Genomic DNA, 21,098 nt, shown 5'->3' on the forward strand with positions numbered 1-21,098 from the left:
GACCGGCTTGCCGGCCGCGTCGACGGCGAGCACGGTGGGCCGGGTGACGAAGCCGCTGCCCGCACGGGCGGTGAGGGGCCCACGCGACGCCGCCCGCCGGGTACGCCCCGACCGCCGCGGCCGGCGCCCCCGGTACGCCCCAGGGGCCGGCCGCCGCGCCGCCGCACCCGGGCCACGCCTACGCCCCGACGCACACCGGCGCCGCCCCGACGCCCACGCCGGGGCCCGCCCCCGTCCCGTACCCGGGCACGGGCTCGTATCCGGCCGTCACGGGCAGCTTCCCGAACGCGCAGGGATACCCGACGCCGTACCCCGGCGCGCCGGGCGCTCCGGGCGGGCAGCCGCCGGCCAAGCCCAAGAGCACCGCGAAGCGGACGCTGCTCGTGGCACTGGCCGCCGCGCTCGTGTTCGGCGGGGGCGGCGCGGGCGCCGTCTACTTCCTCACGAAGGACGACAACAAGGGCGGCAGCTCGGCGAGCGGCGGCAACAAGACGGGCGGCCAGAGCACCGGCAAGGCCGGGTCGAGCAGCGCGCCGTCGAACGGCTCGTCGTCGGGCGGCGGTTCCGGCGGCTCGTCGGCGTCCGGGAAGCCGTCCGAGAAGGCCGATCCGACGCCGGTCGACTACAAGAACATCAACCTCACCGCCGGCTACCACCTGACGCTCGGCGACGAGGTCGTCCGGCCGCAGGAGGGCCAGGACAGCAACTACGAACTGTCCTACAGCACCGGCGGACACCTCGACGCCGAGGCCACCGGCGGCAAACTGGTGCTGCTCGACCCGGGCCAGGAGGGCACCCTCGACGTGTGCCGGGCGGAGACCCGCTTCACGAACAAGGTGTACGACAGCCAGCTGTCGCCCGGCCGCCAGATGTGCGTCATCACCGGCACCGGCCACATGGGCCTGGTCACGCTCAAGGCCTTCTCGCCGGACGACTCGCCCAGCACCTACGTGACGCTGGACCTCACGGTCTGGCGCAACGGCGCGGTCTAGGTCCCATCCCGGCCCGCATCCGAGCCGGCGTCTCGCCCGGGCGGTCCACGACCGCCCGGGCGAGACACGGCGAGGCGTAGGGAACGGGCTTCGCCGGGGCCTCAGGCCGGGACGGTGAGCTCCATCGCCGCCAGGCGGTCCGGCTCGGCCACGATCTCGATGCCGGTGATGAGGCCGTCATCCGCCACCGCGAAGGTGAGGACGAGACGGAGACGCCCCTGCGGGGCCATCGCGAGGGCGAAGGCGCCGTCGACGAGGGCGAGGCCGGTGAAGCGGGCGCGGCCCATGGCCGCAAGGGCGCCCTGGGCGACGGTGCGGCCGCCGCTGACGACGATCGGTTCGGGGGTCGGGACGACCAGCCGGTCGGCGTGCAGGACGACGTCGGGGTGGAGGAGGGCGACCAGCGCCTCCAGGTCGCCGCCGCGGGTCGCGGCGAGGAAGGCCTCGACGACACGCCGTCGCCGTAGGAGGTCGGGGCCCGCGGCGGCCGCGGCGGTGCCGCCCCTGACCCGGCGGCGGGCGCGGCTGGCGAGCTGGCGCACGGCGGTCGGGGTGCGCTCGAGGAGGGGCGCGATGTCGTCGAAGGGCACGGCGAACAGGTCGTGCAGGACGAAGGCGAGCCGCTCGGCCGGGGCGAGGGTGTCGAGGACGACGAGCAGGGCGACGCCGACGGAGTCGGCCGTCACGGCCTCCTCCTCGGGGTCGTACCCGGACCGCCCGCCCCCGGGTGCGCCGGGCCGGGCGTCGAGGGGGTCCTCGCGGCGCCGGTCGCGGGACCTGAGCATGTTGAGGCAGACCCGGGAGACGACGGTGGTGAGCCAGCCGCCGAGGTTCTCGACGCCGGCGACCCCGGCGTCGTTGGCCCGCAGCCAGGCCTCCTGCAGCGCGTCGTCGGCCTCGGCGAGGGAGCCGAGCATCCGGTAGGCGACCGCGCGCAGGTGCGGCCGGTCCTGTTCGAACCGTTCCGTCAGCGCCGCGCCGTCGTCCGTCGCCCGCATGTCCCGCCGCTCCCCCGCTCGCCCCACCTGCGTGAACGCCTCATCAAAGCACGGGCGTTCAGCCCTCGGGGACGGGGGTGCCCTGGTGGTAGTAGAGCCGCCATCCGGTGTCGCCCGTGCCCTTGCGCCACAGGGAGCTGCGGCGCGCCCGGCGGCCGGCGATGACGCTCTCGTACGTCAGGTGCACGAGGTCCGGGGCGAGGAGCACCCCGCGCAGGGCGGAGACCTCGATGCGCGGGCTGTCCGCCCCGCCGTGCAAGGTCGGCAGGGCCGCGACCATCTCCTCGTACGTCCAGCGCCGTCCCGAGGCGCCGACCTCGACGAACTCGGGGTCGAAGAGCCGGACGCCGTCGGCGGAGGCCCGTACGGCGAGGTCGTGCAGGCGCAGTTCACCGTCCGTCGCCGCGGCGACGGCGGCCCGTTCCTCGGCGGTGCCGGTCGTGTCGATCATGAGCGCATCCTCTCCCGGCCCCGACCCCTTGGCAACGAAATTCCGTACCGACGGGTAGGCGTGCGCGCCGTCTTGCTATACGGTCCGTCCAACAGCTTGCTAGACACGATGTCTAACAAGCGCCTCGTGAACGACGCCCGATTCCCGCCCCCGAGGTCATCGAGGAGCCGCACCATGGCCAGCAGCACCGTCCAGCCGGCGGACCAGACCCGGCAGCCCGAACGAGAGGCGGCCCGCCGGCTGCTGGAGTCCTCCGCGAAGCTGTCCTACGACCCCGCCACCGAGGTCGACTGGGACACCCCGCTGGACGAGGACTTCCACGGGATGAGCCCGGAGTGGAGCACCCTCTACGGCACCCGCTACTGGCAGGAGCTGACCGAGGCCCAGCGCAAGGAGCTGACGCGGCAGGAGTCGGCGTGCGTGGCCAGCACCGGCATCTGGTTCGAGATGATCCTGCAGCAGATGGTGCTCCGGGACATGTACGCCAAGGACCCGACCGACCCGCGCTTCCAGTGGGCCCTGACGGAGATCGCCGACGAGTGCCGGCACTCGATCATGTTCGGGCGCGGCGCGGCCAAGCTCGGCGCCCCCGCCTACCGCCCGGGCCGCTTCGTCCGCGAGCTCGGCCGGGCCTTCAAGACGCTCGCGGTCGGCGAGGCCGCCTACGCCTCGATCCTCGTCGCCGAGGAGGTGCTCGACGTCATGCAGCGCGACTGGATGCGCGACGAGCGGGTGGTCCCCTTCGTGCGGACCATCAACAACATCCATGTCGTGGAGGAGTCCCGGCACATGAAGTTCGCCCGCGAGGAGACCCGGGCGCGGCTGCGCGGCGCCGGCCGGCTGCGCCGCCGGGCGCAGGCCCTGGTGGTCTCGATCGCCTCGTACTTCATCGTCACCAGCATGGTCAGCCGCGAGGTGTACGAGAAGGCCGGGCTCGACGTCGAGCGGGCGCTCGCCGAGGCGAAGGCCAACGAGCACTACAAGTCGATGATGCGGTCGAGCTGCGCGGGGCTGATGGAGTTCCTCGCCTCGGCCGGGCTGCTCACCCGCCCGGCGGTGGCGGTCTACCGGCGCGCCCACCTCATCTGACGCCCCTCCCCCTCACCACCAGTCCCCCGCCCCCTCCCGGAGCCCGCGAGCTGACGACGCCATGACCTACGCGATCACTCAGACCTGCTGCAACGACGCGACCTGCATCGCCGTCTGCCCGGTCAACTGCATCCATCCGACCCCCGAAGAGCCCGACTTCGGCCGGACCGAGATGCTCTACATCGACCCGAAGTCCTGCATCGACTGCGGTGCCTGCGCCGACGCCTGCCCGGTCGACGCGATCTTCCCGGCGGACGCGCTGCGCCCCGGACAGGAGGCGTACGCGGCCGTGAACGCGGCCTTCTACGAGGACCGCGCGCCACGCGAGGCGCCGGCGGGCGGGCCCGTCTTCCACGCCTGGGGCGCCCCGGCGTTCGAGCGCAGCCTGCCGTCCGACTTCGGGCCGCTGCGGGTCGCGGTCGTCGGCACCGGGCCGGCCGGCATGTACGCCGCCGAGGACCTGCTCCTGCACACCGGCGCCGAGGTGACGCTGATCGACCGGCTGCCGGTCGCGGGCGGTCTGGTGCGCTACGGAGTGGCGCCCGACCACCCGGCGACCAAGCGGATCGGCGACACCTTCGCCCGCTTCCACACCCACCCGCGGGTCCGCATGTACCTCGGCGTCCAGGTCGGTACGGACGTCACGGACGAGGAGCTGGCCGCGCACCACGACGCCGTCGTGTACGCGGTCGGCGCGGCCGGCGACCGGCGGCTGGGGATCCCGGGCGAGGAGCGCACCGGCAGCGTCTCCGCGACGGCGTTCGTGGCCTGGTACAACGCGCACCCGGAGGTCGGCCCGGACGCGATCGACCTGTCGGGCACCGAGCGGGTCGTGGTGGTGGGCGCCGGGAACGTCGCGCTCGACGTGGCCCGCATCCTGGTCGCGGCCCCGGAGACCCTGGCGGCCACGGACATCGCCGACCACGCGCTCGCGGCGCTGCGCGCCTCCGCCGTGCGCGAGGTGGTGCTCCTCGCCCGGCGCGGCCCCGAGGACCTGTCGTGCACCGCGCCCGAACTCCTCGCCCTCGGACAGCTGCCGGGCGTCCGGCTGGTCGTGGACGACCACGACCCGCGGGTCTGGGCGGCCGTTGAGGCGGCCGAGCCCCGGGACAAGGCGGCGCTGCTGCGGGGCGCCGTCCGCGAGCGGGTGGACTGGGCGCGCCCGCCGGGCGGGGAGCGGCGCATCGTGTTCCGCTTCCACTCGGCGCCGGAGGAGGTGTGTGAGGGCGCGATACGGGTCACGGGCGGGGCCGACGCGTCGGGCCCGGCGGGTCCGGACCGCGCTCCAGGTCCGGCGGAGATCCCGGCCGGGCTCGTGCTCCGGGCGGTCGGCTACCGCGGACTGCCGGTGGCGGACCTGCCGTTCGACGAGACGACCGGCACGGTGCCGCACACCGGCGGCCGGGTCGAGGGGCGGCCCGGCACGTATGTCGTCGGCTGGATCAAGCGCGGCCCCTCGGGCGGCATCGGCGCCAACCGCACGTGCGCGGCGGAGACCGTGGGCACCCTGCTCGCGGACGCCGTCGCCGGCGTGCTGCCGAAGCCGGCCGGCACCGCCCGCGGCTTCGACCGGCTCGCCCGGAGCCGGGCCCGGCACGTGGTGGACGCGCGCGGGCTCGCCGCGATCGAGCGGGCGGAGCGGGCGCGCGGCGAGGAGGCCGGCCGGCCGCGGGTCAAGCTGGGCTCGCTGCCGGAGCTGGTCGCGGCGGCGCGGGGACGGCGGCGGGCGGCCGGCTGAGCCGACAGCGGCGGGCGTAGGGGGGCGTGGGGGGCGGACCCGCGCCCCCTTGCCGTACCGCCCGCGCATCGGGGTGCGTACGGGGGCTCCCGTACGGGCTTCGGCGTGGCACCCGTATCGAGGTGAATGATCCCGATATGAGTGCACGACATGAGTACGAGTGAGAATTCGCCTGTGGTCGTGGCGGTCGACGGTTCCGAGCACAGTCTGCGGGCCCTGGAGTGGGCGCTGCAGGAGGCGCGGAGCCTGTCCGCCCCGCTGACCGTCGCGCATGTGCGCTCGGAGGCGCTGCAGCTGGGGAGCGCCCGGATCGCCTCGCTCGGCCCGTCGCCGGAGCTGCCCGACACGGTCGTGGACGCGCTGGCCGCCGAGGTCGGACCGCGGGCCGAGGGGCTTGAAGTGGGGTACGCCTCGCTGGACGGCTCCGTCGTGGACGCCCTGGTGGAGGCGGCCGAGCGGGCCCGGCTGCTCGTCGTCGGGTCGCGGGGGCGCGGCGGCTTCAAGAGCCTGCTCCTGGGCTCGAACAGCCGGTCGCTCGCCGCGGCGGCGCCGTGCCCGGTGGTCGTGGTGCCGCACGAGGCGCGGGCCGCGTCCCTGGAGAGCGGGACGGCGGCGGGGCGGGTACTGCTCGGCCTGGAGACCGACGAGACCGCCGACGAGGTCGTGGAGTTCGCGTTCGAGGCGGCGGAGCGGCGCGGGGTGCCGCTGGAGGTGGTGACCGCGTATCCGGTGCCGCCGTCCCCGGCGCTGCTCATCGGCGCGCCGGCGCCCGCGCTCCAAGTGCCGCCGCCGATGCCGGACGAGACCCCCGAACTGGTGGAGAGCACGACCCGGCGGCAGGAGGAGCGGCTGCTGCCGTTCACCGAGCGCCGTCCGGAGGTCGAGGTGATCCCGACGGTCACGCCCGCCGATCCGGCCGGGCGGCTGGTCGAGGACTCCCTGGAGGCGGGGCTCGTGGTGGTGGGGCGGCACCGCCGGCACCGGATCGAGACGCTGCTCATGGGCTCGGTCGCGCATGCCGTGCTGCATCACGCGCACTGCCCGGTCGCGGTGGTGCCGCCGGCGCCGAAGCGCTGAGCGGGCCGAAGCGGTGAGCGAGCAGCCGGCGCGGGTGCGCGGGCGGGAAAGGGAGGTTTTCACCTCTTCAGGTGATGGCGGACATGGAGAAACGTGTCTGCCTCCGGACGTGCCGGGAACCTCGTTGCACGGGGACCGATCCAGTGGAGCGTGTCCATGCATCTGATCCGAACCGGCGAGGCCGATCTCGCCGTGCGGTCGAGCGAGGGCCTGACCACGGCCGAGCTGTACGGAGAGCTCGACCTGGTGCTGGTGCAGCGCATCCGGCCCGAACTCGACGTGCTGGCGCGCGAGGCGTCCGCACTCACCGTCGATCTGCGCCACGTCACGTTCTGCGACGCGTCGGGGCTCGGGCTCCTGGTGCGCTGCGCGCAGCGGGTCCGGGAACGGGGCGCGGCCTGGCGGCTCGTCTGCGACCAGCCGATGATCCTGCGCCTGGTGCGGCTGGCCGGCCTCGACGACGTCCTGTGCCCGTCGCCGCCGACGGCTCCGCCGCCGGGGCCGCAGGCGGCGGCCCAGCCGGGGCGGCTCCGGGTGTAGTCCGGGAGCCCGGGTCCGGGAGCCCGGGTCCGGCGTTCGCGGCCGCCTGTGGTGGCGGCCACGAACGCCGGTCCGGGTGTCAGGCGGGCAGGAGTTCGCCCGCGCCGCCGGGCTCCAGGGACTGGCCCGGGAACCCCGCCGCCGGGAGCGGCGCCGGCGGGCGCATGCCCGGGAGGCGGAGCTCGATGATGCCGCGGACGGCCGGCCACTCCTCGTCGAGGATCGAGTAGAACGCGGTGTCGCGGACCACACCGTCCAGGCCGCGCGAGTGGGCGCGGCGGACGCCCTCGCAGCTCGCGCCGAGCCGCTCGATGGCGACGCGGGAGCGGGTGTTGCGGGCGTCGGCGCGCATGGAGATCCGGCGCAGGCCCCAGGTCTCGAAGGCGTGCCGCAGCATGAGGTACTTGGCCTCGGTGTTGACGCCGGTGCCGCGGGCCTCGCTGGAGATCCAGGTGTTGCCGATCTCGGCGGCGTCGGGCACCGCGGTCAGGGGGTCGCCGTTGGGCACCCCGGTGACCGGCGGCCAGATCACCGGCCCGCGCCAGTAGTCGAGTTCCAGGAAGCGGGTCGATCCGAGAACCCGGCCGGTATGCGGGTCGACCAGGGCGAACGGCAGGGCCCGGCCTTGCGCCTGTTCGGCGAGAGCGCGGGCGATGTAGTCGCAGGAGGCATCAAGGCCGTGGGGCACGGACGTGTACGCATAGGCCGCACGATCCAGTGCGCCCGCCCAGGCGATGCCCTCGGCGTGGCGCATGGCCAGCGGCTCCAGGCGCACGGTGCGCCCGGTAAGGACGACAGGTACTGGCACGGGTCCTCGGGTCTTTCACGGGCAGGGGTCATCGCACGCCGGATCGCGGCGGCGACGCAAGGGAGGGGTTCCCGGCCCGGTGACGACCACCTTGCCCAAGGGGAAATGGGCAAGTGAAACGGTTCGCCATCGGTGGCGGGAGGAACAGTATGCAGCCCCGGGGCCCCTGAGAACAGAACCCCACACGAACCCGCGCGCACGGCTGAGTGAATGTCCGGTTTACCCCATCCCTCATTCGGCCCAGCGGAGGGTTTCGCAGGTTGGACGAGGGCCCCCGCAGGCCCGGCGGCCGGCACCGGAAAGGGCTCCGGCGACCGCCCTGTGCGGCGGTCGCCGGAGCCCGTGAAATGCCTGGCCAGCGCCTACGAGGCGGCTTCGGCGCAGGCGGGGTGGCCCCAGCCGTCGGGGTTCTTGGTGATGGTGTCGCCCTTGGCGTACGCCTGGCCGCAGCGGCAGCGTCCCGGGAAGCGGGCCTTGAGGCTGGGCGCGGACGAACCGGAACGCGTACCGGAGCCACCGGAGCGCGTACCGGCGCGCGGCGAACCGGGGGCGCCGGTGGCCTTGCGGGGGCGCTTGGCGGCGGCGGGGCGGGCCGAGGCGGGCTCCGGCGGGGGCAGCGGCGAGCCCTCGTCCGAGCCGGCGGGCTGCTGACTGCGCGCGGTGTGGCTCGCGGCCCGGTCGGCGGCGTCGTTCAGCGGGTCGCCGTCGACCTGGTGGGCGGGGGTGTAGACGAACTCCACGCGCCGGTCGGCGAGCAGTTCGTCGATCCGGACGACCAGCTCCTTGTTGGCGACGGGGGTGCCGGCCGAGGTCTTCCAGCCCTTGCGCCGCCAGCCGGGCAGCCAGGTGGTGACGGCCTTCATCGCGTACTGCGAGTCCATCCGCACCTCGGCCGGCACGGCGGGGTCGATGCGCTCCAACAGACGCAGGAGGGCGGTGAGTTCGGCCACATTGTTGGTGGCCGTGCCGAGCGGTCCGGCCTCCCAGTGGGCGATCTCGCCGTCCTCGGTCCCGATGACCCAGGCCCAGGCGGCAGGTCCGGGGTTGCCCTTGGAGGCGCCGTCGCACGCCGCGATGATCTTCTCTGTCATCCCTCGATCCTGACATGCCGGGCACCGTGCCCCGGACCACCGGCGGCGGCAGCGTCCGCGGCATCGACATCGGCATCGACACCGAGCCGGGCCGCCTCGGCGAGCAGCGCGTCGCGGCCGATGGCCTCGGCACGGGTCGACGGGACGGTGCAGGCATGGGCGCCGGCGATGCTGCCGTGGAGGGCGCAGATACGGGCGGGGGCGCCGGCCAGCCAGGCGTGCAGGAATCCGGCGGCGAAGGCGTCACCCGCGCCGTTGCTGTCGACGACGGGCGCGGTCGGGGCGACGGCCGGGACGTGCACGAGCGGCTCGCCGGGGCCGGTGAGGAGGTACGCGCCGGCGGCCCCGTCGGTGGCGACGGCGATGGAGGCGCGGCCGCGGGCGAGGAGGCCGCGCAGGGTGCGCTCGGGGTCGTCGAGCGCGGTGGCGGAGACGAACACCAGGTCGGCGGCGAGGGCGAAGGGCTCGTGGTAGGCGTCGCGGCCGTCCCAGTCGTGCAGGTCGGTGGAGATCGTGACGCCGGCGGCGCGGAGCTCGGGCAGGGCGTGGGCGCAGGGCTGGGTGATCGAGACGTGGGCGTGCCGGCTGCGGGCGGCGAGGGCGCGCACGATCTCGGGCGGCAGCCGGTCGGTGTCGCTGCCGCGCGTGGCGTCGTAGAGGGAGAGCCGGCGTCCGTCGGGGCCGACGAGGTTGACGGCCCGCTTGGTGCCGGTGGGCTGGGGCACGTCGGTGAGGGCGATGCCGTGCTCACGGTGGAGGGCGCGGACGAGGTCGCCCTCCGGGTCGGCGCCGAGCAGGTCGAGGTGGTGGGTGCGCAGGCCGAGGCGGTGCAGTCCGAGCGCGACGAAGTCTCCGGTCTGGCCGGCGCGGGTGACGATCCCGGTGCCGATCATGTGGCTGTCGGCGAGCGGCAGGGGCAGCTCGGGCACGTAGACGATGGTGTCGACGCCGGCGCCGCCGAGGACGAGGACGTCGATGTCCCGGCCGGGGGCGGCGTGGGGGGCGGTGGAGGCGTCACTGCTCATGCGGGGCAGTCAAACAGCGGCCCAGACCGCCGCGCAAGATCTTGCAGGGAATTGCTGCAAGGCGGGAGGCCCGGGCCGGGACGGTTCAGACCGACAGCGGCCGGCGACGGTCAGCGACGGTCAGCGGCCGGCGAGTTGGACGTCCAGCCACTCCAGGATCTCGGGGGTCACCGCGTCGGTGATGTCGGCGTACTCGTCGTGCTTCTTCAGGAACTTCGCGACGTACGGGCAGACGGGCACGATCCGCTTCCCGGTGGCGCGCACGTCGTTCAGCGCCTGCTCGACGAGGATCGAGGCCAGGCCCTGCCCGGCGTACGCCTCGTCGACCTCGGTGTGGAAGAAGACGCGCTGCTCGCCGCGGTCCCGGAAGGCGGTGAGCCCGGCGCGCTGTTCGTCGACCAGGATCTCGTAACGGTGCCGGGGCTCGTTCAGGCGGACGGCGGGGGTGCCGGCGGGCTGGGTCATGAGGAACCTTCCTGTGGTGACCGGGGGTTGGGGTGGGAGTTCGGGTTGGGTCCGGTTGTGTGCGTACGGGAACGGCTCAGTCGTGGCGGGGCGCGGCGGTGGCGGGTGCGACGGCGCCGAAGGCGTGGGCCACGGCGTCGCGGACGGCGGCCTCCGTGGGTGCGGGCCGGCCCTGCTCGGCGGCCATCTCGGCCAGTGAGGTCATGGCGACCTCGGGCAGTCCGCAGGCCGTGAAGCGGGTGAACTCGTCGAGGTCGGAGGAGATGTTGAGAGCGAAGCCGTGACTCGTCACCTTGTTGCGGATGCGCATGCCGATGGAGACGAGCTTGTCGTGGCGGGGCGTCCACACGCCGACCAGGCTCTGCGCGCCGGGCGGGGTGTCGCGCCGTACGGTCTCGAAGCCGAGCGAGTCCAGAGCGGCGACGAGCCCGTTCTCCACCCAGCGCACCACGTCGCCGGGACCGCGCTCCCCCAGGTGCAGCACGAAGTAGCCGATCAGCTGACCTGGCCCGTGGTAGGTGGCCTGGCCGCCGCGGTCGACCTCGACGAGCGGGATCGGCGAGTCGGCGCGGGGCAGTTGGTCGGCGGGCGTGCGCGAGCCGTACGTGATGACCGGCGGGTGGGTCAGCAGGACCAGCCGGTCCGGGATCTCCCCGGCCCGCCGCCGCTCGACCCAGCCCTTCATCTCCTCGCCCGCCTGGGTGTACGGCACCTCGCCCAGATCGATCCGCTCAAGCCCGAGCCCTCCCGCAGCCCCCTCCACGGACCCCTGCACGGACCCGCTCGCGGACTCGTCCATGTCGCGCCTCCTCCCTCTCCCGGTCTTCCGCAGGGCGGTGCGGCCCCGCTTTCAGGGGCCTTCGAAGCTCAGCAGGTCACCCGGCTGACAGTCCAGTTCCCGGCAGATCGCGCTGAGCGTGGAGAAGCGGATCGCCTTCGCGCGCCCGTTCTTCAGCACCGAGAGGTTGACCACCGTGACGCCGACCCGGGTCGCCAGCTGGGCCAGCGTCATCTCCCGGTCCGCCAGCAACCGGTCCAGGCGGACCGCGATGTGGTGGTCCTCATCCGGTGGCATCAGACGAGCCCTTCCGTGTCGGCCCGAAGCCTCGCGCCGCGGCGGAAGGCTTCGGCGAGGGCCGCGACGAGCAGGCCCAGCAGGATGACCTTGAATTCGAAAGTGTACGAGAGGACGACCGCGTCGCCGACGCGCGTTCCCGTGACCAGCCGGCTCGTGGTGACGGCCGCCACCAGAGGGCTCAGGACGCCCATGGCGAGGACGGTCAGGGCGATGACGTTGAGGCGCCGGGCGTTGACCGGCACGAAGACGTCGCCTTCGCGCAGCGTACGGGCCATGCGGAGGAGCAGCACCAGGATCAGCACCAGCAGCCCGCTGTCCGTGACCTCGGGGAGGGCCAGCAGGACCCGCTGCCCGAGGTCGGGGGCGGCGAGGACGACCTCCGCCTGACGGCCGCCGGTGAGCGTCAGGCCCTCTTCCGCCGGCGAGCCCGGCACCCGCGTGAGCGCCGTGGTCTCGACCGCCCGGGTGTCCATCGGCTCGGTCACCCCGGCCACTCCCAGGAGCGGCAGCAGGATTCCGAACGTCGCCACCAGCGCCAGCGCCACCCCGAGAGCGATCTCCAGCAGCCGCCCGTCGAGACGGCTCCACCACGCATTCATGCCCATGTCTCCCCCTACGGCCCGGTCCGGGGCCGTCACTTACCGGTCGTTCCGACCTATCGTTTATCGATAGTATCGATAAACGATACATCACGAGCCGCGTGGGGTCGGGGTCAGGACCGGCGACGGTGACAGTGACGGTGATACGGGGGGGGCTCAGCCGGGCTTGCGCAGAGCCCGGGAGAGGCGTTCGCCGAGCGCGCGGTCCAGGGAGGCCGCGGAGTCGATGCCCAGGGCGGCCGCCAGGTCGCGGACATGAAGGTCGGCGAGGGCCTCGGTGAGTTCGGCGAACGCGTCCGCGGCGGCCCGGCCGCGGTGCAGGCCGGCGGCGACGGAGACGATGCCGATCAGGGCGGCCGGCCACCACCACACGCCAAGGACCAGATACCCGCCGCCCCAGGCGCACAGGCGCGCCGCCGCGCCGAACCGGAGGCGGGCGGCGTGCAGTTCGGCGCGGGTGCCGTCGGCGGCGACGAGCCAGAGCCGGGGCCAGGCCGCCGCCAGGTCCAGGCGGTACGCGCGCCACAGCCGTTGCCCGGGTGCGGCGAGCCGGTCGCCCATGCCGAAGGGGTGGCGGGGCGGGGCGGCGGCGATGCGGTCCCGCTCGGCGAAGCGGCGCTCCGCGAGCCCGGCGAGCCGGTCGGCGTCGTCCGCCCCGGCAACGCGGGCCCGGCCGGCCGTGACCAGGGCCGCGCGGAACGCGGCGTCGGCGGCCCGCCATCTGCGCAGCCGGCGGTCGGCGAGGCGCCGCAGGAGGGGTCCGCGGGGCTCGGCGCACCAGAGGAGTTCCACTCCGGCGCCGAGGGCCTGGGCGGCCGCGCCGATCGCGGCCGCGACGAGCAGCACCCCCAGGGCCACGAGGACGACGGTACCGATGCTCCGGGACGCGGGGGAGGCGGCGAGCGTGTCGAGCCAGGTCCGCAACTTCCCCACGTCGGCCCAGTGTTCGTGGCCGAGCACCGTCGCCGTGGTGACGGCGGCGACGAAGAGCAGTCCGGGCAGTGCGAGCAGCGTCAGCCACCGCTCCGCGATCCGGCCCCCCAGCGCGCTGAGGAAGGCGCTGGTCACCGGAGCGGCAGCGGGTTCAGCGGGCGGCCGAGGAGACCGCAGGCGGGCTGATCCGGGGCGCCGTCGTCCGGCGCCTCCACGCGACCGCACCGGCCCGTGGGACAGGCCAGGAAGTACAGGGCGGGATGCGCCGGTCCGGCCACCGGCAACCTCTGGAACACGGGGCCGGTGGGCGGGGGCGTCGTACGGTACGAGCCGAGTCCGGCGCTGTGCCCCGCGGCCAGCAACAGCTCTTCCAGCTCGTCGAGGTGATCGCCGAGTTGCTGCAGGGAACGGCCGTCGCGCAGGGCGGAGGCGATGGCGTCGACGAGCCGCGCGCCCGGCTCGCCGAGCGCGTCGAGCTCCGGCGAGGCCGCGGGATCCGCGAGCCGGCGGCAGAGCTCTTGCAGCCGCGCGTCGCCCGGGTCCGTGTTCGTCGCTCCGTCGGCCGTGTTCGCCACGCTTCCGCTCCCCCTCGGACGCCGGTTGCCGCTTGGTCGCCGATTGTATGTCCCAACCCCGGCGTTCCGAGGGCTTCTTGGCTATCGTGAACACAGGCCGGTACGTGCGGGACTCGCGAGGGCGCGGGACGCGCGGAGGGCGCGGAGGGCGTACGGTCCGGGGCGGCGTCAACCGGGGGGGTGGTCGTGGTCAGCGCGGCGGATGCGACGGCAGCCGGAGGACCCGGCGGCACGCGGCCAAGTGGCGATCACCTGCTGCTGCGCCATCTGAGGACGGGCGACCGCGACGCGCTCGACGAGGCCATCCGGTCGTACCGCCGGGAGCTCGCGGCCACGGAGCCCGGCGACCCGACCGTGCCGGGCCGCGCCGGCAATCTCCTGATCGCCCTGCACCGGCGGTGGCAACTGACCCTCGACGCCGGCGATCTGGGCGCGCTGGTCGCCTTCGGGCACGAGCGGGTGTCCGTCGATCCCGTGCGGCCCCAGGACGTGGTCATCCTCGCCCTGACGTACCGGCGATGCTTCGACCTCCACGGGCGGGCGAGCGATCTCGACCGGGCGGTCGAGCTGTTCGACCGGGCGGCCGGCCTGCCGCAGGACGCCACGACCGGCGCGCAGACGCTCGCCGCGCTGGGCGAGGCCCTGCAGGAACGGCACGACAACGGCGCGCGCGGCGGCGCGGGCGGCGGCGTCGAGGCCCGCGGGACGGCCCCCGGGTCGGCCGACGAGGCGACTGACGGGACGGCCGACGGGACGGATCTCGCGCGGGCGACGAGCGCCTTGCGGGACGCGCTGGAGATCCTTCCGCCCGGCTCGCCCGACCGGCCCGGCTACCGCAACAACCTCGCCACGGCACTGCACAGCACCTATCTGCACAGCGGCGACACCGCGGCGCTGCGCGAGGCCCTGGACCAGTGGCGGACGGCCCTGCGGGAGAGCCCGCCGGGCAGCGAGGTGCGCCCGCTCGTCCTTGCGAACCTCTCCCAGGGCCTGCGCAGCCGGCACGATCACGACACCGACGAGGCGCACCGCGCCGAGATGCTGGAGGTGCACCGCACCGCCCTGGCCGAGAGCCGGGCCGGCCACCCGAAACACCCCGCGCGGCTCGCCGGTCTGGCCGTCGCCCTGCGGCTGGCCGCCGAGGACAACGGCGATCCCGGGCTGCTCCGTGAGTCCGCCGAGCTGCTGCGCGAGGCCCTGCCGCTGTGCGACGCCGGCGCCCCCGAACGGGCCATGGGGATGAACAGCCTCGGCAACACCCTGCACCGGCTGGCCCAGTCGACCGGGGACGCGACGGTGCTCGACGAGGCGATCGCCGTCCTGCGGTCCGCCCTGGCCCAGCAGCGGCCGGGCACCGGCCCGTACGCCGACACCCTGGCGAATCTCGCCGTCACCCTGCGGGAGCGCGGCCTGCAGACGGACGACCTGGACTCCCTGCGGGAAGCCACCCGGCTGGCCCGGACCGCGCTGGACGCGGCTCCGGCCTCCCCCGCCGCGCAGGCCGCCCGCCTCGCCAACCTCGGCGTGGTGCTGCAGAGCTGGCACGGCGCGACGGGCGACCCGGCCGCCGCCGACGAGGCGGTCGACACCGCCCGTCGCGCCCTGGCCCTGGCCCCGCGGACCGGGGCGGTCCGCGCGGACCGGCTGAACCACCTGGCCAACGCCCTGCGCGGGCGGTTCGGCGGGCCCGCCGACGGGACGGCCCCCGAGACGGTCGCCCCCGGCATCGCGGACCCCGACGTGACGAACCCCGAAAGGGCACACCGCGACGTGGCGGACCTCGACGAGGCGGCCGCTCTCCTCGAGGAGGCCGCCGGGCACATTCCGTACGGCGATCCGGCACTGGCGCTCGTCCTCTCGAACCTCGGCTCCACCCGTCTGACGAAGCATCACCACAGCCCCCGCGAAGGACTCCTTGCGCAGGCGGTCAGCGACCTGGGCCGCGCCGTCTGGTCCGCCCCGGAGGGCGACCCGGCCCACGGCACCTATCTGCACACGTACGGCGACGCGTTACGTGCCCTGCACCACCAGGACGGCGATCCGGCCGTGCTGCGGGCCGCCGAGGACGCCTACCGGCAGGCCGCCGGTACGAGGACCCTGCCTGCCTACGAGCGGGTTCTCGCGGCCTGGGACTGGGGAGCCGCCGCGGCGGCAGGCCTCCGCTGGAGCGAGGCGCTGCGGGGTCATGAAGCGGCCCTGGAACTCCTGCCGTTCGCCGCGTCCGGCCGGCTGGCCCGCAGCGACCAGGAGCGCGGCCTGTCCCGGGTGCGGGGGCTCGCCGCCGAGGCCGCCGCCTGCGCGGTCAACGCGGGGCGTCCCGAGCACGCGGTGTCGCTCCTGGAGCAGGGCCGGGGCGTGCTGCTGAGCCGGGCCATGGACACCCGGGACGGGATCGGGCGGCTGCGCGGCGCCCATCCGGGTCTCGCCGAGCGGTTCGTCTCGATCCGTGACCGGCTCGACGCGCTCGAAGCCGTCGACGCGGCGGAGGCCGCTCTGGGCCGGCTGCCGCCCGCCACCGCGGACCAGCGGCACACGCTCGCGAGCCGCCTGGAGGAGCTGGTGGCGGAGATCCGCCGGGCACCCGGCTTCGCCGACTTCCTCGGCGCGCCGGACGAGAACGCGCTGCTCGCCTGCGCGGAGGACGGCCCGGTGGTGCTCGCCTACTGCAGCGGCTACCGCAGCGACGCCCTCGTCCTGCGCCCGGAGGGCGTCCTGCTCGTACCCCTGCCGCGGGCCACGCCGGACGCGGTCGGCGCACAGGCCGACCGGCTCCGGCGCGCGCTCGCCGACGCGATGGACCCCGCCCGCGACAAGGCCGCCCAGCGGACCGTCGCCGAGGTCCTGGCATGGACCTGGGACCACGTCACCGGCCCCGTACTCGACCGGCTCGGCCTTTCCGGTGCTCCCGGGGCCGGGGCCGGGGGCGGGGCCGGGGGCGAGCTGCCCCGGCTGTGGTGGTCGCCGGGCGGGACGCTGGCCGCCCTGCCCCTGCACGCGGCAGGCCACCATGACGACAGCAGCGGCGTCGTACCGCAGGGGACGGGTGGGCCGGGGCCTGGTGGGCCTGGGCCGGCGCCGCGGACCGTCATGGACCGGGTGGTCTCCTCCTACACGCCGACCGTCCGGGCGCTCCGGTACGCCCGGGACCGGGCCGCCGCCCCGTGCCCGGCCGGCCGGCTCCTCGCCGTCGCGCTCCCCGACACCCCGGGTGCCCGGCCGCTCGGTGGGGCACGACGCGAGGCGGAGACGCTGCGCGCGCTGCTGCCGACCGATGTGCTGTACGGGGAAGAGGCCACCTTCGACCGGGTCATGGCCGCCCTGCCGGATCACCCGTGCGTCCACTTCGCCTGCCACGGAGTCAGCGAACCCGCCGCCCCCTCGGCGGGTCGGCTCCTGGTGCACGACCATTCGACCCGGCCGTTGACGGTCCGGCAGATCGCCCGGCTCGACCTGCCGGCCGCGCGGCTCGTGGTGCTCTCGGCCTGCGAGACGGCGCGCGCCGACGGGCACCTGGCCGACGAGTCCATCCACATCACCTCCGCCTTCCAGCTCGCGGGGTATCCCCATGCCGTCGGCACGCTCTGGCCGGTGCACGACGCCGTGGCGGTCCGTGTCACCCGCCTCCTCTACCGGCGGCTTCGTACCGACGGCGACGGCGACGGCGGGCCGGCGCTTGACGACAGCCGGACGGCGGCCGCGCTGCACCTGGCGGTCCGGGAGTGCCGGGCCGCGTTCGCCGCCAGCCCGAGCTTGTGGGCCGCCCACATACACGCGGGCGCCTGAGGCGCCCCCCCCCCCCGGACCGAAGGAGACAGTCGCGATGAGCCGGTGGTGGCGGCGCAAGGCTGCTCAGGAAGATCAAGGACAGCAACAGCAACAGCGCCAGGAACAGCAACAGGGACAGCAGCAGGGACAGGGACCAGGACAGGAGGAGGCGGACGGGGCGGCCTGGCGGCCGGTCGGCGGGCACATCACCCTCACCGAGGTGACGGACGGCGGCCCGGAGCAGGAGATCGTGCGGGTCGAGATCTCCCCCGAGGAGTGGCACCTCATGCGCGCCCGTGCGGCCATCGAACGGCTGGGCCCCGAGCACCCGGACGCGCTCGACGCCGTACGCGAACTGGCCCGGGTGCTCGGTTCGATGCCCGGTCGCGGCGAGGAGGCGGTGGCGTTCTACCAGCAGGTGGCGCGGGGCCAGTGGACGGTGCTGGGCCCCCACCACGAGGAGACTCTGCGCACCTCCGCCGAACTCGCCGCCTTGCTCCACAGGACCGGTCAGCTGCAGCTCGCCGAATCGGCCTGGCGCGACACCTTCCGCGGCCAGTCGGAGACCCTGGGCCGCGATCACCCCGACACCCTGCGCAGCGCGGCCGGGCTCGCGGTCGTCCTGGAGGACCTCAGGCGCGCGCCCGAGGCCGAACCGCTGGCCCGGGACGTGCTCGAGCGGCGCACCAGGCTGCTCGGGCCCGACCATCCGGACGTGCTGACCGCCGCCAACTCCCACGCGGCCTCGCTGATCAAGTGCGACCGCCATCAGGAGGCGGAGCGAGCACTGCGCGGCCTCGTGCCCCGGCTTGAGCGGCGTTACGGTCCCGACCACGAGCGCACGGCGGCGGCCCGGGCGAACCTGGGTGCCGTGCTCGTACGGCTGGATCGCCACGCCGAGGCGGAGACGCAGCTCCGGGCGGTCATCCGGTCCTTCGAGGCGACCGTGGGACCCCACCACGAGAACACCTTCACGGCGCGCAACAACCTGGCGGCCGTCCTGCACGCCATGGAGCGGTACGAGGACGCCGTACCCGTGCTGCGCGACGTCCTGGCCGGCCGGGTCGCCCTGAACGGCGAGGACCACCCGGTCACCGTGTCGACCCGGGACAACCTCGCCAACGTCCTGATCGACGTGGGGCGGTACGCCGAGGCCACCGCGCTCCTGGACCGCTGCGTCCGCGACTACCGGCGCATCTACGGGCCGGGGCACCCCCGCGAGCAGGCGGCCGAGGAGAAGCTGGCGTGGTTGCGGGACGACACCCGGTAGGCGACCGCCCCGCGCAGTGGCGGGAGTCCCGGTTCAGTCGCAGCAGTCGCAGCAGCACTTGCACGGGTTGCAGCAGCCACCACCACCGCCACCGCAGCCGTCGCCCGAACCACCGCCGGAGCCGCCGGAACCACCGGAGCCGCCGAACCCGTGCCCGCCACCCGAACCACCCGAGCCGCCGCCCGAGTTGCCGCCGCCCCGCCCGCCGAACCAGCCGTCACCGCCGGAACCGTCCCGGCTCGAACCGCCGCTGCTGTTGCCGTCGCCGAACTGAATGGGCTCACCGTCGTCCGCGCCGTCGTCGTCGCTGCAGCGGCAGCAGCTGTAGCACAGCCGGCAGTCCGCGCACAGCCTGCGCCACTCGTGACACCGCCGGCACTGCCCCTCCTGCGGCCGGCCCGACGCCATCGCCCCGACGCCGCAGGCCGCACCCGCACCCGCACCGGTCTCCGGAGCCGACTCCAGGGGCATTTCCGTCGGCGTACGACGTCCCAGCCAGGGCACCATGCGCAGGCCCCGCGCCTGCCGACCGGGCTGCTGCTGATGCTGGCGATGCCGGGGGTCGAAGACCCGGTCGACGGCACGTTCCAACTCGCCGCCCAGCAGCGCCTGTACCAGCCGTCCGTCGACGAACACGGCGTCGGACAGAGCGAGTCGGATGCCGTGGACGGCGTCGTCGCACAGCCGGCGCACCTCGGCGAGGTCCGCGCCGGTCACGGCGATCGGGTTCCACGCGCCCGACGCCCGGTCCGCGTCCAGGTCCTCCACCGCGTCCAGCAGGTGCGCGAGCCGGCCGAACAGACGGCCGGCTTCCGCGAGCGGCTCGGCGTTGCCCGGACGGTCCGTGAGCACCGCGGTGTACGCGAAGGCGGCCGCGGTCGCCGTCTCCGTGGGCTCCGTGACCGTCAGCAGCGAGCCCCCGTGGCCGGTCGACCGCTCGACCTCCGGCTGACGCTCGACCGCCCCGAGCAGCACGGCGGTGTCGAAGCCGAGCCGTTCGCCGCCCGCGGCGCCCGCTCGGTCCCAGCCGTGGGCGATCCGGCGTGCCGCAAGGGCCATCGGCCGGCGCCCCAACAGACCGTCGCCGTCGGCCACATGGTCACGTATCTTCGCCGCGGCGAGCACCAGCGACACCGTCGCCGCCAGCCGCGCGCCCTCCCCCTGCGCCACGTCCGCCGACCGCATCCCGCGCAGCGGGCACGGGCCGGCTCCGCGCCGCCAGTCCCCGGTGCGCTCCGACTGCGCCTCGGTCAGCACCGAGACGATCAGGCCGTCGTAGTTGGTGGCGACCCTCGCGAACTGCCCGTACTCGCTGCGCAGCGCCAGGCACAGCCCGCACAGATGCGCCATCCACTCGACCCGCAGGCCCTCGCCCAGGCGATGGCGGCACGGCCTGATGATTCCGAACACCGATGTACTCCCCCGTAGGAACCGCCGTCCGGTCATATCCGCCCGGACGGCCGACATCCTAGGTGTTACGGCGTCAGGCGCGGCACCTGGCGGCGGCCAGGGCGTCCTTGACCTCCCGCGCCACGCGGGCCGCGTCGTCGGGGTTGTTCACGACGTCGGTGCGGTTCATGTCGATGACGAGGACGTCGCTGGCCGAGTAGTGCTTGTGCACCCAGTCGTCGTAGCCGGACCACAGCGTGCGGTAGTACTCGACGAGGGCCTCGTCCTGCTCGAAGTCACGGCCGCGCAGCCCGATGCGGTGCAGCACGGTCTCGAAGTCCGCCTTGAGGTAGACCATGAGGTCGGGCGCCTTGCGGTACGGCAGGCCGTCGATCTCGCGCATCATCTCCTCCAGCAGCCCCTCGTACACCTGCATCTCGAGGGAGCTGATGCGGCCCAGGTCGTGGTTGACCTTGGCGAAGTACCAGTCCTCGTAGATGGACCGGTCGAGGACGTTGTCCCCCTGCTTGTACGCCTCCTTGATCGCGGCGAACCGCGTCTGCAGGAAGTAGAGCTGCAGCAGGAAGGGGTAGCGCTTCGCCTGTATCTCCTCGGGGCTCGCCGTGTAGAAGAGCGGCAGGATCGGGTTGTCGTCCACGCTCTCGTAGAAGACATGGCTGCCGAGCTCCTTCGCGAGCAGCTCGGCCACGCTCGTCTTGCCGATCCCGATCATGCCTCCGACGCAGATCACTGACATACCTCACTTCTCCCTGGGACTTCTGTTCGCGGCGAGAGCCGGGCTACCCGCACCGCCCGGGCACGTTGCGGCGGTCACTCGATTCCCCAGGATCTTCATGATCGGTGTCATGTGGTCCATCGCCTCGTGGCCGCTCAGAAGCATAGATGACCACTCAGCCTGCGCCGGTCCGACCGGGTGGGGGCAGCGCGATCACGCCCTTGCCCCTCGTGGACGGTCGGCGGGGACCATTCGGCCCCAGCGAGACGGCTCGCCTGTGGGCCAGACTGGTGGTGTCGGATCCGGGAGGCCTCCATGGATACCCTGGACATGCTGTCCATGCACTCGCCGCTGTTCGACACCGCAGCAACCGGTGATCAGGGGGACCTGGAGGTCCCACCCTATGGGGTACAGCGGTCCCTCCTGTCGTACGAAGCGCGTACCGCTTGCACCGACCCGGTTTCCACCGCGCGGTTCGG

General features: G+C 74.4%; 20 protein-coding genes. 7 read left to right on the forward strand and 13 right to left on the reverse strand.

The window, feature by feature from the left end; genetic code table 11:
• Nucleotides 1–383: 383 nt before the first annotated feature.
• Nucleotides 384–992, forward strand: coding sequence for a hypothetical protein (locus KV205_RS35525; RefSeq protein ID WP_265869162.1), 609 nt, complete (start codon nt 384–386; stop codon nt 990–992).
• Nucleotides 993–1,093: 101 nt separating this feature from the next.
• Here KV205_RS35525 and KV205_RS35530 read toward each other — a convergent pair whose 3' ends face one another.
• Together KV205_RS35530 and KV205_RS35535 are read right to left on the reverse strand one after the other, a co-directional pair.
• The gene (locus tag KV205_RS35530; RefSeq protein ID WP_265869163.1) at nt 1,094–1,990 is read right to left on the reverse strand and encodes a sigma-70 family RNA polymerase sigma factor; all 897 of its coding nucleotides are present in this window, start codon (nt 1,988–1,990) and stop codon (nt 1,094–1,096) included.
• Nucleotides 1,991–2,048: 58 nt separating this feature from the next.
• Complete coding sequence (locus KV205_RS35535) at nt 2,049–2,441, reverse strand: DUF4440 domain-containing protein (protein WP_265869164.1); 393 nt, start codon at nt 2,439–2,441, stop codon at nt 2,049–2,051.
• A gap of 174 nt (nt 2,442–2,615) precedes the next feature.
• Here KV205_RS35535 and KV205_RS35540 point away from each other — a divergent pair, with 174 nt between their 5' ends.
• From KV205_RS35540 to KV205_RS35555, 4 genes are all read left to right on the forward strand, one after another.
• Entirely contained in the window at nt 2,616–3,530 is a 915-nt protein-coding gene (locus KV205_RS35540; RefSeq protein ID WP_265869165.1) for a diiron oxygenase, read from the forward strand.
• 61 nt (nt 3,531–3,591) lie between these two features.
• Nucleotides 3,592–5,268, forward strand: a complete 1,677-nt coding sequence (locus tag KV205_RS35545) for an FAD-dependent oxidoreductase (RefSeq protein ID WP_265869166.1) — start codon at nt 3,592–3,594, stop codon at nt 5,266–5,268.
• Between the two features lie 150 nt (nt 5,269–5,418).
• Complete coding sequence (locus KV205_RS35550; RefSeq protein ID WP_265869167.1) at nt 5,419–6,345, forward strand: universal stress protein; 927 nt, start codon at nt 5,419–5,421, stop codon at nt 6,343–6,345.
• A gap of 156 nt (nt 6,346–6,501) precedes the next feature.
• Nucleotides 6,502–6,885, forward strand: coding sequence for an STAS domain-containing protein (locus KV205_RS35555; protein ID WP_265869169.1), 384 nt, complete (start codon nt 6,502–6,504; stop codon nt 6,883–6,885).
• A 79-nt stretch (nt 6,886–6,964) separates the two neighbouring features.
• Here the strand turns inward: KV205_RS35555 and KV205_RS35560 are convergent, their stop codons facing one another.
• From KV205_RS35560 to KV205_RS35600, 9 genes are all read right to left on the reverse strand, one after another.
• The gene (locus KV205_RS35560; protein WP_265869170.1) at nt 6,965–7,693 is read right to left on the reverse strand and encodes a GNAT family N-acetyltransferase; all 729 of its coding nucleotides are present in this window, start codon (nt 7,691–7,693) and stop codon (nt 6,965–6,967) included.
• A gap of 362 nt (nt 7,694–8,055) precedes the next feature.
• Nucleotides 8,056–8,784 (reverse strand): ribonuclease H, encoded by a 729-nt coding sequence (locus KV205_RS35565; RefSeq protein WP_265869171.1) that lies wholly within the window; start codon nt 8,782–8,784, stop codon nt 8,056–8,058.
• The gene (locus KV205_RS35570) at nt 8,781–9,809 is read right to left on the reverse strand and encodes an adenosine kinase (protein ID WP_265869174.1); all 1,029 of its coding nucleotides are present in this window, start codon (nt 9,807–9,809) and stop codon (nt 8,781–8,783) included. Before KV205_RS35570 ends, KV205_RS35565 begins: the two co-directional genes overlap by 4 nt.
• 120 nt (nt 9,810–9,929) lie before the next feature.
• A complete protein-coding gene (locus KV205_RS35575) occupies nt 9,930–10,274 on the reverse strand; it encodes a GNAT family N-acetyltransferase (protein WP_265869175.1) in 345 nt (114 codons plus the stop codon).
• Between the two features lie 76 nt (nt 10,275–10,350).
• The gene (gene lipB, locus KV205_RS35580; protein WP_265869176.1) at nt 10,351–11,073 is read right to left on the reverse strand and encodes a lipoyl(octanoyl) transferase LipB; all 723 of its coding nucleotides are present in this window, start codon (nt 11,071–11,073) and stop codon (nt 10,351–10,353) included.
• 51 nt (nt 11,074–11,124) lie between these two features.
• Nucleotides 11,125–11,349 (reverse strand): helix-turn-helix transcriptional regulator, encoded by a 225-nt coding sequence (locus tag KV205_RS35585; RefSeq protein ID WP_265869177.1) that lies wholly within the window; start codon nt 11,347–11,349, stop codon nt 11,125–11,127.
• Nucleotides 11,349–11,957 carry a DUF2975 domain-containing protein gene (locus tag KV205_RS35590; protein WP_265869178.1) on the reverse strand — a complete coding sequence of 203 codons (609 nt, stop codon included), beginning with the start codon at nt 11,955–11,957 and terminating at the stop codon, nt 11,349–11,351. Before KV205_RS35590 ends, KV205_RS35585 begins: the two co-directional genes overlap by 1 nt.
• Before the next feature lie 150 nt (nt 11,958–12,107).
• Nucleotides 12,108–13,019: a hypothetical protein gene (locus KV205_RS35595; RefSeq protein ID WP_265869179.1), complete on the reverse strand. Its 912-nt coding sequence runs from the start codon at nt 13,017–13,019 to the stop codon at nt 12,108–12,110.
• The gene (locus KV205_RS35600) at nt 13,016–13,459 is read right to left on the reverse strand and encodes a hypothetical protein (RefSeq protein ID WP_265869180.1); all 444 of its coding nucleotides are present in this window, start codon (nt 13,457–13,459) and stop codon (nt 13,016–13,018) included. The genes KV205_RS35595 and KV205_RS35600 overlap by 4 nt, the downstream gene beginning before the upstream one ends.
• A 186-nt stretch (nt 13,460–13,645) precedes the next feature.
• Here KV205_RS35600 and KV205_RS35605 point away from each other — a divergent pair, with 186 nt between their 5' ends.
• Together KV205_RS35605 and KV205_RS35610 are read left to right on the forward strand one after the other, a co-directional pair.
• Entirely contained in the window at nt 13,646–17,242 is a 3,597-nt protein-coding gene (locus KV205_RS35605; protein ID WP_265869181.1) for a CHAT domain-containing protein, read from the forward strand.
• A 37-nt stretch (nt 17,243–17,279) separates the two neighbouring features.
• A complete protein-coding gene (locus KV205_RS35610; RefSeq protein WP_265869183.1) occupies nt 17,280–18,494 on the forward strand; it encodes a tetratricopeptide repeat protein in 1,215 nt (404 codons plus the stop codon).
• Nucleotides 18,495–18,527: 33 nt separating this feature from the next.
• Here KV205_RS35610 and KV205_RS35615 read toward each other — a convergent pair whose 3' ends face one another.
• Together KV205_RS35615 and KV205_RS35620 are read right to left on the reverse strand one after the other, a co-directional pair.
• A complete protein-coding gene (locus KV205_RS35615) occupies nt 18,528–19,904 on the reverse strand; it encodes a DUF5685 family protein (protein WP_265869184.1) in 1,377 nt (458 codons plus the stop codon).
• A gap of 73 nt (nt 19,905–19,977) precedes the next feature.
• On the reverse strand, nt 19,978–20,640 hold the full coding sequence (locus KV205_RS35620; RefSeq protein ID WP_265869185.1) for a deoxynucleoside kinase: 663 nt from the start codon (nt 20,638–20,640) through the stop codon (nt 19,978–19,980).
• Nucleotides 20,641–21,098: the final 458 nt, after the last annotated feature.

The organism is Streptomyces sp. SKN60, from assembly GCF_026236535.1.
In the GTDB taxonomy this organism is placed as follows: domain Bacteria; phylum Actinomycetota; class Actinomycetes; order Streptomycetales; family Streptomycetaceae; genus Streptomyces.